Raw genomic sequence first — 11,847 nt, forward strand, 5'->3', positions numbered from 1 at the left:
GCAATGGCTTCCGAGTCGCCGTTTTGTTAATGCTGCTGATCCAGGGCGAACCGCTGACGACTAGAAGAACTGATGGCTGAGAGTCCGTCAATTTTTCCTATTTTTATTGAACACCCAAAGTCAAGCATCTCTCAACTATGGCAAAGCCTACCCGTGTACTACTGTTCCTTTTTGTTTTTTGTTTTAACACCAATTCTACCACGGAAGCCCACCCCAGGCACTCCGACCCCGTGCTGGCTGAATTGAACGACTACCTCATGGCCATACAACTCCTGAGGGTTGACGACCCCGCTGCGGCAAGGTTATTCAATATCTGGGATGAGCTAAGGGTGGCATCGTGGAAGATTCGTGAGTTGACCGATGAGCAAAACTTGCCAATGGTCGACAGCAAGGTTATGAAGCAAGTAGGCGCAACCAGAGCTAAGCAAAAGCAGCTTTTGGAAGAATGCCGAGCCTACTTTGCCGGAATGGCCCGCAAAGGTCCTTCGTTAAATGTAGTGATTGATCAGTCGGTCAAAAGCACGCCAGAAGCACCGGTAGTAAATGTGCAAGTCGGGCATTTCAAAGTAGTGGTTATCGAAATTGAAAATCGACGAAGCGTAGCCACAAAACTAGCCATGAAAGCCGATTTGAGCGATGAGATATTGTTTTGGAATAAGACCATCACCCTGGCTCCGGAGTCAATTGGCTACACCTTTGCCGTTTGCACGCCGCTCACTGAGAAGGCATTGACTCAAATCATCCAAATGAGCGACAGTCTTGGAAACAAGGCGTCAGCCACCATACGGATGCAGGGTATCCCCATGCAGAATCCTCCATTTTCGCTGCTGCCTGCCAATAATGCGTACAAGGTAGTGCTTCCAGCGCCTGGGCGGTCGCCCGCCAAAAGGCATGCCCCATTTAAAGAGGGAATCAAATTCACGATTACCGATAAGCTTAGTGGCCAACCACTGGCCACTCGTATTGAGGTGAAAGACGCTGCAAACAAAAGCTATTGGACGCCCATTAAAGGGCCTTCCTACGCTGTAGGCCGAAACGAAAACGATGGCTGGAGGTCCATTTTTTGGGAATATCAGCCAGGCCCATACTTCTATATCGATGGCAAAGCGGAGCTAGGCGTGCCACCAGCGGGAAAAACTGCCACTGTCTATCATGGCTTTGAGTATAATCCGGTGACAGTGGCAGTACCTGAAAATGGCGTTGTGGAAGTAGCCATGGAACGATGGATCAACATGCCTGAGTTGGGTTGGTACTCAGGACAAACGCATATCCATACCACCGACGTGGGCATACCAGTTCAATTCAGTAAATACTGGCCTTTGATTTCCAAAAGTGAAGACCTCAATGTGTCGGCCATCCTCACCCTGAAAGGTGAATGGGAAACCCACGCCATTTATGCCAACGAATTTCCCATGGGCGAAAGAAAGGCGTTTAGTACAGCGGAGCATTTGATCACCTATGGAGAAGAGTTTCGAAACAACCCCTATGGTCATCTGGCCTTTCTGGGGTTGAATGAATTGATTCAACCTATTAGCTCCGGTGCTGTAGGTGAGCTGGGTGGCCCTGATTATCCACCCAATTCATATATTCTGGATGAAGCCATCGAGCAGGGCGCCACCACCATTGCCGCCCATTTTGGAAACTTCAAAGGCACAGACCAAATCAAAACGCCCTGGCCTTCCTCGGGATTTGAGATGCCGGTTGATATTGCATTGGACAAGATCCAAATGGCAGAAATAGCTGGCAACGGCGGGCAGCTCGATATCTGGTACGACATCCTCAATTGTGGCTTCAGAATACCCGCCACTGCGGGCCCCGACTGGATCATCAAAGATACGCCAAGGGTGTATGTGAACCTGGAGGACGAGCCCTTTACATTAGACAACTGGCGAAAAGGGCTACAACAGGGAAAAAGCTTTATCACCAACGGCCCTATGCTCTTTTTCACAGTGAATGGCGAGCAGCCCGGAAGTGTGTTGAAAGCTGGCAAAATGCCCGCAACCTTTGAGGTGATGACACAGGCGCTCACTCCCAAAGGAAATGTGCCCGTAGAGATTGTCTTCAACGGCAAAATGATTGCCAGCACTACTGATAAGATTACAAAAATTACGCTGGAAGACTCCGGCTGGCTGGCGATCAGGTGTGGCGGAGCTCACTCAAATCCGGTGTATGTAGACTTTGAAGGCAGGCCCGCTGGCTACGCCGAACCGGCACAAAGATTCATTGCCATCATCGACCGGCTCGCCGAATGGGTAGAAACAAAAGGCCTTTTCTATGAAGCCGACCAAAAGAAGCTTGTTCTCGAAGAGCTTGACAAAGGAAAAGCAGTATATGCTAAAATAATTGAGAAGGCGGAGAGGCTGGGAAGGAAGATAGAGTAGGCACCAGCCTGAGGAACACAAGCTTACTCTCACCAAGATGACCTGCAAACACTTCGCTCAATACATGAGGAGTTGGGCGATGCGCCTGCAAGAGATGTACACGAAAGCTTTATCGTGTATCCGGTCACCTAACCTCGATTCATTCAATTTTTACCGAAAGAGCAGCCCTGGTGCCAGACAGTCGATTATTTGATAACTGGACGGGCCTGATGATGGATAAACCAATTAAAAAACCAAAATTAGGGTGTTGAAACAAATTTTACTCTCATGAAAAGAAGACTCTTCCTCAAAAACACTGCGCTCACTGCCTCCTCAATAGCTTTTTTATCATCTTCGTCCTGGGCAAAGCTAAAAGCCGACCGATTGAGAACTGCCCACATCGGACTGGGTGGTATGGGAATGGCCGATCTGGACTCTATCTCCTCGCACAAGCTGGTGGATGTAACTGCCTTGTGCGACGTGGATGCCAATAACCTGGCCGCTGCCAACAAACTGCACAAAGGGGCAAAAGCATTTACCGACTACAGAAAGCTTTTTGATGAAATAGGCAAAAGCATTGATGCCGTGATTGTGTCTACGCCCGACCACACACATGCGCCTGCTTCGGTCATGGCCATGCAAATGGGCAAACCAGTATATTGCCAAAAGCCATTGACACACCATGTGTCGGAGGCCAGGGCTATGCGCAAACTTGCAGAAGACAACAAGTTGGTCACGCAAATGGGGATACAAATTCACTCATGGAACCAATACCGGGGAACCGTTGAATTAATTCAGTCGGGTATTATCGGAAAAGTGAATACTGTCAGGGCCTGGTCCAACAAAAACTGGGGATACGACGGCCCTGCACCGACGGGTAGCGACCCGGTTCCTTCCACACTTGACTGGAACCTCTGGCTGGGCACTGCACCGGAAAGGGCCTACAAGGAAGGCCTTTATCATCCTGGCAACTGGAGAAAGATGCTGGATTACGGCTGTGGCACCTTGGGCGACATGGGCGTTCACATTTTCGACACCCCTTACACTGCATTAGCGCTTGATGTACCAAAAACTGTCACCACAAGTTGCAGAAAACCCACGGGATTTGGCCACCCGGAAAAGAACGTGGTGACGTACGAATTCCCTGCCACAAAATTTACCACCGACAACTTCAAGTGGGTGTGGTACGACGGAGTGGATGCGCCTGACAGCCATGAAGAGCTTGCCATGCCAGGTAACGACAAACTTCCCAGTCAGGGTGCGATGTTTATTGGTGAAAAAGGCCGGCTACTTTTGCCCCATATCGATTATCCTAAATTGATTGTTGAGGGCAAATACGAAAAAGTTGATTTTCCAGACCTTCCGAAAGCTGATCATTACCACCAGTTTGTGGACGCCTGCCTTGGAAAAGACAAGACCAGTGCGCCGTTCTCATACGCAGCCAGGTTAACGGAGGCCATCCTTTTGGGTGTTGTTGCCAATCGCTTCCCTGACCAAACCCTGAATTGGAATAACAAAGGCCAAAAGTTCGATGAGGCAGCTGCCAACAAGTTGCTCGAAGTACCCTACAGAAAGTTTTAATGTTGATGACATAAGTTCCCATGCACCGGAAGAGTGATTTTCCGGTGCTTTCATGGAGATGGCAATTAACTACCTCGCCTCTGTCTTCAGGAGTATGGCACCCCCATCTGTCAACCCATTGTGTCGAAGAACTGCACCCAACGTCCACTTGTAACAAATCGCCGGATGGCCTTCAGATGTCGGAGAGAAATGACCTACATTTATTGCTTCTAATTGAATGGCACAGGTGCAGAAAATGGAGTTTAGCTAACTAAAGATGACATTTCCCAATGACATAGCGAAGCGAAACTGTGCTTACGTATTCCTGTTTAGCTTTCTGTTCAATTATTTTGGTATATGCACCATATTCGAAGTTCAGCAGTTCATTATACGACGGGAAGTAAAAGAGCAGATCGAGGCTGGAGTACCTGATGATAAGCTTCACAAGCTCTCTTTCGCAGTTGATCAAATACCTAACCTCGAGTGGGAAGAAGAAGGAAGAGAATTCCGCTTCAAAGGTCAAATGTACGACATCGTTCGCAGGGAAGTAGTAGCTGATTCGGTTTACTACTTCTGCATCAACGATGTGAAAGAAACCAACCTTGTGATGCTGGACGAGCTGGTGCGAAAACACATGGACGACGACAGTGGCCCCATTAGCAAAACCACAAGAAAGGTCACCAAAACGGTCAAGTCACTTAAATTTTCAGCCTCCGAAAAGTTGTTCACCTACGGGATACTTGTTCCAAAATCTACCATCGACTCATCATTTGCTCATTTCTATTCCTCACCATGCATCGAACTGGTAGGCCCACCCCCAAAATCTGTTTAGCCATTTCTTAGTGAACGAGGGTATTGCATCTTTTCTGTAGCAAAGATACAGGAGTGCTATGCCTGTGATTATTCAGAACAAACAAACAGATAAATAATGAGACACATATTTTTACTCACATTGAGTATGCTGGTGACGTATGCGTCATTGGCTCAGAATGGGCAGCTAAAAGGAAAGGTGGTTGATGCATCGACCAACGCTCCGCTGGCAGCTGCTACTATTGAAATTGACGGAAAAGGGAGAACAACCACTAATGACAACGGAGAGTTCTCGGTTGATTGCGCAGGTTCAGCCATCGTTCGGGTAAGCTACGTAGGCTATGAAACCTTTTCAAAAACAGCAGACTGCGCCACTGAGCTTGTCATTTCACTGATTTCTTCAACAAAAAGTCTCCAGGAAGTGGAAGTTACGGCTCTTTCAAACCCCAACCGGTCACTACTTGAGCAGCCCATCTCTATTGTGAAGCTGGGCAGCCAGGAGCTTAAGCGGTCAACGGGCCTTTTTCTCGATGACGCTATCAATACCAGCGTTCCCGGTGTGTTTATGGAAAGAAGAACGATCTCGGGTGGTCAGCAGATCAATATCAGAGGCTACGGCAGCGGAATGGGCTTCCGTGGTATTAGCAGTAACTTCGACTCTCAGGGGGTGAAGATGTATCTGAACGGGATTCCGATTACCGACGCCGAGGGCATCACAGTGATGGATGATGTTGACTATGGCTCGGTGAGTAACCTGGAGGTGAGCAAAGGGCCATCGGGCACTTTGTATGGGCTGGCAATATCCGGCGTTGTGAACCTGCAAACACAGAAAGCCGAAAAAGGCCAAACCTCTATTGGAGAAGACTTCATGGTAGGAAGCTACGGTTTGCAGCGCTCCACTACCCGATTGGCCATCGGAGGCGAAAAGTCATCGTTTCTGATTAACTACGGACACCAGAAATATGACGGATTTATGCCTCACACCAGGTCGCACAAGAACTTCGTGAACATGATGGGAGACTATGTGCTGAACGATAAGCAGAGCATGACCTCATACCTGGGTTTTAGCGACAGCTATGATGAGAGAAATGGTGAGCTAACGCAAGAACAATATGAAACTTTCGACTACTCCGGCAACAGCCGCTACATCGCCAACAATGCGCATTCGGCAGTTAAAACCTTCAGAGCCGGCGTCGGGCACACCTATCATTTCAACGACCATGTTTCCAACACCACTTCCTTGTTCGGTTCAGCACAAGAAATGGACAACAGCTCTGCCGGAGGCTGGACAGACAAAACCCCGCTGAATTATGGCTTCCGATCTACTTTTGACAAGCAGTTCAAACTATCTGAAGCCGTAACCCTTTCTGGCATTACAGGCGTGGAGATGCAGCAGATGGAGGCCTTTACAGCTGGCTATGGTATGGGCGCTGACAGCACCAACCTGAGTGGCTACAATGTCATTACAGCTATCAGAAGCAATCAGGCGACGACAAGCTCCACCTCCTCCTATTTTACTCAGTGGACTTTGTCGCTACCTTCGGATATCAGCGTCACAGCAGGCATTGGCATCAGCAACATGAAGCTGCGCCTGGAAGATCGACTTTGGGGACTTACCAACGACCACCCTGGGAATGCCAGGCTGAAAACCTATGAAAACACCTATAACGGGCTGGCATCACCTAACTTTGCCATCAATAAAAAGATCAGCAAAGTGGCCTCGGTGTATGCGTCTTACTCGGTAGGTTACAAGGCCCCGGTTAGCTCCAATATCCTGATTTCAACCACGGGGCAGCTCAACACAGGCCTGGAGCCGGAGAAAGGCACTCAGATCGAGATCGGCACCAAAGGAAGCATGATGGACAACCGATTGTTTTATACAATCGCAGGTTTCAATGCCAAATTCCAGGACAAGTTCACCAATGTAACCGTGCAGAACCCGTCGAACACTGCTACACTGTACTCTTACATTGTTAATGGCGGTAGCCTGAACAATACAGGGCTTGAAGTATTGGTGAACTACAACGTAGTGAGTTCCAATACCGGCGTCCTGAAGCTCTTGCGTCCTTTTGCTAACTTGACTTACTCTCACTTTACCTACGACAATTTCACCTATGAGACAATAGGCAAAAGCGTTGTTAATCAGGACAGCACGATCGTGAATGACTACTCCGGCAATGCGGTCACAGGCGTTTCTCCCGTGGTGTTCAATCTTGGCGTAGATGTAGATACGAAGCCTGGCTTGTACGGAAACTTGAACTTCAACTACCGTAGTTCTATGTTCTACACATCGGATGAAGTGAATGAAACAGAGGCCTACAGCCTGCTGAACATCAAAGCAGGCTTCAGGAAATCCTTCGGGCACTTCAATTTGGATGCTTATTTCGGTGCCAATAACATCACCGGAGAGCAGTACTACCAAATGGTGTTTGTAAACCAGATTCCTGACGCCTATATCCCAGCTCCCAACGAAATCAATTTCTTTGGAGGTGTGAACCTGAAATACACCTTCTAATCCATTTAAAGAGTAGCAGCCAGAGCGCCGCTACTCTCTTTTTTAAACCCGATTAACTATGAAAAAGCTATACTTAGTAGCCATTGTCGCTCTCCTGCTTGCAGGCTGTGGGCGCTTTGGCAATGAAGATAAAAAGACAAACAACGCTGAAAGGATCGTGTGCATTGCCAAGCAGTACACCGAGATCATTTTTGCACTTGGAGCAGAGAAGGACATCGCCGCAGTAGATGTCTCGAGCACCTACCCTCCTGAGGCCACAGAGCTACCAACCGTTGGTTACCACCGGGCTTTGAGTGCAGAGGGCGTGCTGGCCGCCAAGCCTACGCTCATCATTCACGACAATAATATCGGCCCTGAGCATGTCGTAAAACAGTTGGAGGATCTTAAAATCCCTATGAAAGTGTTTGACACCAAAGGTGAAGACATTGAAAGCACCAAGGCACTGATGAAGGAAATGGGCCAGTATTTTCACAAGGAAGCTACGGCCGATTCGCTTTGCAAAAAACTGGACGCCGATATGAAACTAGCGCTGGATAACACGGCCAATTATACCGATTCACTGAATGTGCTGGTAATCCATTTTGGTCAGGCATCCAACGTATTTTTGGTTATGACGAAGAAAAGCACCGCTGCCAAAATGATTAATTGGGCAGGCGCCAAAATGGCCGTAGATGACGAAAGGGGCATGCGTCAGCTATCTGCTGAGGTCGTGGCTGCGTCCAACCCCGATGTCATCCTCCTCACCGACTTTGGCTATGATAGACTGGGAACTTCAGAAAAGATCATGGAGCTGCCTGGCATTGCGGGCACCAAAGCCGCACAGAACAACAGAATTTATCGGGTGGAAGAACATGACATGGTGTATATCGGCCCCAGAACCGGGGAAAATGTACTGATGCTTCAAAAGCTAATTCATCAGGATGAAGCTCAACTTTAAAAAGCGGGGCGTCCTCCTCGTTCTGCTGATACTGCTGGCCATCACAGCCTTTCTTTCTGCCAGGTTTGGGGCCATCAATATCAGCTCTGATGAAATCAGCTCCTCGCTGGGCAAATATCTGAGCGGAGCCGATACCGACGCAAGTAGTATGCCTCTGAATGAGCGAATTTTCATGGATATACGATTACCCCGGGCTTTGCTTTGCCTGCTGGTGGGGGCCAGTCTGGCGGTGGGCGGCACACTCATGCAAGCTTTGTTTCGTAACCCCATTGTAGAGCCAGGGCTTATCGGAACGTCCAGCGGAGCTGCCTTTGGAGCTGCCCTGTATTTTGTGCTGGGTGCTACCTTCCAATTCAATACTGGTGAATGGACATTGCCATTGGCAGCATCGGCGGGTGCGGTAGCGTCCACTTACATGGTTTTTCTTCTTTCTGAATCAAAGGAAACCGGCAAAAGCTCCGTCGTCGTGCTACTGCTGATTGGCATCGCCATCAACGCCTTGTTTATGAGCGGGGTTGGCTTCCTCTCCTACATCGCCCGTGACCCGCAGGCCCGGTCGATTACCTTCTGGGGCATGGGTACGCTGTCTGGTGCCAACTGGCATTCGGTGGTCATCGTTGGTATTTCTACGTTCGGCTGCATCGGCCTGGCCATGCGCTACTCCAAACACCTCAATGCCCTTATGATTGGAGAAACAGAAGCCATGTACCTCGGCATCAATATCAGAAGATTGAAGCTGACCATTCTCACTATCAATGTGGTGATGATTGCTGTGGCAACCGCTTTTGTCGGGGTTATCAGCTTTGTAGGACTGATCGTGCCTCATCTGTTGCGCATGATCAGCGGCTCCGACAACCGGGTGCTGATCCGGGACTCCGCCCTTTTGGGTGCCATCATTCTGAGCCTGGCCGACCTCACGGCAAGGATGGTACTTCGGCCCGCCGAGCTGCCCATTGGCATTGTTACCTCAGTCGTTGGTGTACCGATTTTCATCATTCTCCTCCGGAGAAAAAACTACTTCTTTTGATATGCTAGCAGCTTCCGATATCACATACAAGATAGGCTCAAAGACGTTACTCGATAACGTGTCTGTAGCGTTTGAACCGGCCAAGCTCAACCTCATCATTGGCCCCAATGGAGCCGGCAAGTCGACCCTCATTAAGGTATTGTGTAATCAGCATGTAGCTGATCAGGGCACGGTCACCTATGATGGGAAAGACATCAACAAGTTTTCGGTGGCTGCGCTGGCACAACGGCGAGCCGTGTTATCACAAAATATCGAACTCGCCTTTCCGCTGACTGTAGAAGAGGTGGTGATGATGGGCCGCTATCCGCATTTTAGCGGCCAGCCGGAGCAGAAGGATTTCACCGCCTGCAAGGAAGCCATGACCTTCTTTGACGTAGCCGCTATGGCCGACCGAAACTACATAACGCTCAGTGGCGGCGAAAAGCAACGGGTGCATTTTGCCAGGGTGGTAGCACAAATCTGGTATCCGCCAAAAGAAGGCAGCCGCTACCTCATTCTCGACGAGCCATTAACGTTTCTCGATGTATACTACCAGTTCGACTTCATGTACAAAGTGATGGAGCTGATCAAGCAGCAGGACATTGTGGTAGTAGGTGTAGTGCATGACCTCAATCTGGCCGCCCGATTTGCCGATAAGGTGGTGCTGGTGTGCAACGGCAAAATTTTAGCGGATGGATCGAAAAAAGAAGTGCTGACCATAGAAAATATTAAAGCAGCTTATCATATGGAGGCAGACATAACTTCTCATAATGGTAAGCTGCAGTTGTTTTTTTGACATTCGGATGAGGTGACCTTATCATCGCATTTTCAGGATGACAACCCAATTTCAACTATTTGGTAAAATCTTCGTATTTTCACAATAATGAATAACTCATCTGGTAGGATAACGATTGATCCGACTATCTGTCACGGAAAGCCTGTGATAAGAGGTATGCGATGGCCTGTTGAAGTCATTCTTGATATGCTTAGTGCAGGGATGTCTACCGAAGAGATTATTTCCGATCACCCGGAACTAGAAAAAGAAGACATACAAGCAGCTCTGAACTTCGCCAGGCTTTCGGTTTCTGGAGAAACGATTCAGCAGGAAAACGGATGAAGTTTCTTTGTGATGTCCACATTTCGATAAAAATTTCCAAACGAATCCAGGAACTTGGCTATAGTTCAGAACACGTCAATTTCATTTTGGATCGGTGGCATTCAAAAGATCAGGCGATTGCGGACTTCGCTGATGACAATAATCTTATTTTGATTTCAAAGGATCAGGATTTTAGAAATAGTTTTCTCGTTTCGAACAAACCTAGAAAGTTGATTAAGATAAATCTGGGCAATGTTTCTAACGCTGAGCTTATGAACATCATCGAAAAACACATGGACTATTTTCACGATCTAGATCAACAGATACCAGTGCTTATGATTGAGATTTACGGCAATGGCCTTCTTAGCGTTACCAAATAACTGGTTAACTTAAGCTTACCTCAGTTCTCTCATCTCCACAACCTTCAAATCCTTCCTTTCTAACTGCTTTAACGGGGTGCTCTTGCTTTGATCATAAGAATAGCCTGCATCGCTAAGCGGCCACAGCATAGGTGCCAAAAACAGCAAGCTTGCCTTATAGCCCTGCATAATCGCCCCTTCATTTCCAGTACCTTTAGAAAGCTTAGCCTCATTTTCCATCTCATAGGGGCCATTGAAACCTCTGCCGTTCAGCACATCGACAAACTTTCTCCAGTCCATCGAGTCCGATCCGCCAAAGCCCGGCATCATGGCTTCGTAATTATGTCGATCCCAGCTGTGGGCTGCAATGGGTATGCCTGCTTTGGCTGCCAGGTCTTTGTTCACCGACTGCATCGGATACATCGCCCCCCAGTGCGTACGGGTCGTGTTATCAAGATTTTTGGTGGCTTTCACATGGATGCGATGAAGGCGGGTGACGTCCATGGCTTTGATTACTTCTGCGGGGTCAATATTCTGCCAAACGTCGTGGGACGGGTCGTAGATTTCACCATGTGCCTTGCTGGGAATCAATTCATACATGAGCTTGCGGGCAGCGAGTACCCCCGGCAGGTTGTTGAAAGTGCCGGTGAAGCCTTCTGACCTCCAGCCTTCCATGGGACAGTTTTCGTACAGGATGGTTACTCCCAGGTCTTCAGCATATTTCACAATCGGTGAGAAAATGCGGGCGTACTCATCGAGATTCTTCTGGAAGCCGCCTTCCGTATTGCCCATCTCATGGTTGTAGCCAACGAAGGTGCCCACCTTCACATCGTTTTCATCGCCGCCCAGCAAGTGGGCAATGCGGATCAGTTTGAGCAGGTGGTTTTGGTTTCTTATCCGCTCCGCTTCGTCTCCGCCTATCAGGTTTTCGAAAGCTCCAATCGACAATTTCAAATGATGGCTATTGAATAAGTCGATGATGCGACTGGCTTCTGCCGGGCTGAAGTCCTCGTAATCCAGGTGGGTAGCTACATGGTCTTGCCTGGTGCCGTCTCTTCTGAATACGCAAAGGTCGAGCCCCTGCACGCCTACTTCTTTAGCCTTGTCAATGATCTCCTCCAGCTTCAGGTAATCGAAGGCGGAGGTCATAAACCAGAGTTGATTGTTCATTGGGTGGAGTTATTGGTTAACAGATTTGTCAGCA

The 11,847-nt window shown here is 48.6% G+C and carries 10 protein-coding genes; 9 read left to right on the forward strand and 1 reads right to left on the reverse strand.

Features of this window, described 5'->3' with window-relative positions; genetic code table 11:
• Positions 1-137: 137 nt before the first annotated feature.
• From AAC052_RS24740 to AAC052_RS24780, 9 genes are all read left to right on the forward strand, one after another.
• On the forward strand, positions 138-2,381 hold the full coding sequence (locus AAC052_RS24740; protein ID WP_339815890.1) for a CehA/McbA family metallohydrolase: 2,244 nt from the start codon (positions 138-140) through the stop codon (positions 2,379-2,381).
• Positions 2,382-2,648: 267 nt separating this feature from the next.
• Positions 2,649-3,941: a Gfo/Idh/MocA family oxidoreductase gene (locus AAC052_RS24745; protein ID WP_317488037.1), complete on the forward strand. Its 1,293-nt coding sequence runs from the start codon at positions 2,649-2,651 to the stop codon at positions 3,939-3,941.
• Between the two features lie 256 nt (positions 3,942-4,197).
• On the forward strand, positions 4,198-4,752 hold the full coding sequence (locus tag AAC052_RS24750) for a hypothetical protein (RefSeq protein WP_339815891.1): 555 nt from the start codon (positions 4,198-4,200) through the stop codon (positions 4,750-4,752).
• A gap of 96 nt (positions 4,753-4,848) precedes the next feature.
• Entirely contained in the window at positions 4,849-7,245 is a 2,397-nt protein-coding gene (locus AAC052_RS24755) for a TonB-dependent receptor (protein WP_339815892.1), read from the forward strand.
• Between the two features lie 58 nt (positions 7,246-7,303).
• Positions 7,304-8,182, forward strand: a complete 879-nt coding sequence (locus AAC052_RS24760) for an ABC transporter substrate-binding protein (protein ID WP_317488040.1) — start codon at positions 7,304-7,306, stop codon at positions 8,180-8,182.
• The gene (locus tag AAC052_RS24765) at positions 8,166-9,209 is read left to right on the forward strand and encodes an iron ABC transporter permease (RefSeq protein WP_339815893.1); all 1,044 of its coding nucleotides are present in this window, start codon (positions 8,166-8,168) and stop codon (positions 9,207-9,209) included. Before AAC052_RS24760 ends, AAC052_RS24765 begins: the two co-directional genes overlap by 17 nt.
• Before the next feature lies 1 nt (position 9,210).
• A complete protein-coding gene (locus tag AAC052_RS24770) occupies positions 9,211-9,984 on the forward strand; it encodes a heme ABC transporter ATP-binding protein (RefSeq protein ID WP_339815894.1) in 774 nt (257 codons plus the stop codon).
• Positions 9,985-10,071: 87 nt separating this feature from the next.
• Positions 10,072-10,305, forward strand: coding sequence for a DUF433 domain-containing protein (locus AAC052_RS24775; RefSeq protein WP_339815895.1), 234 nt, complete (start codon positions 10,072-10,074; stop codon positions 10,303-10,305).
• On the forward strand, positions 10,302-10,664 hold the full coding sequence (locus AAC052_RS24780) for a DUF5615 family PIN-like protein (protein ID WP_339815896.1): 363 nt from the start codon (positions 10,302-10,304) through the stop codon (positions 10,662-10,664). Before AAC052_RS24775 ends, AAC052_RS24780 begins: the two co-directional genes overlap by 4 nt.
• A gap of 15 nt (positions 10,665-10,679) precedes the next feature.
• Here the strand turns inward: AAC052_RS24780 and AAC052_RS24785 are convergent, their stop codons facing one another.
• Positions 10,680-11,813, reverse strand: coding sequence for a sugar phosphate isomerase/epimerase (locus AAC052_RS24785; protein ID WP_339815898.1), 1,134 nt, complete (start codon positions 11,811-11,813; stop codon positions 10,680-10,682).
• Between the last annotated feature and the right edge of the window lie 34 nt (positions 11,814-11,847).

The sequence above is a fragment of the uncultured Imperialibacter sp. genome, from assembly GCF_963974565.1.
Lineage (GTDB): Bacteria > Bacteroidota > Bacteroidia > Cytophagales > Cyclobacteriaceae > Imperialibacter > Imperialibacter roseus.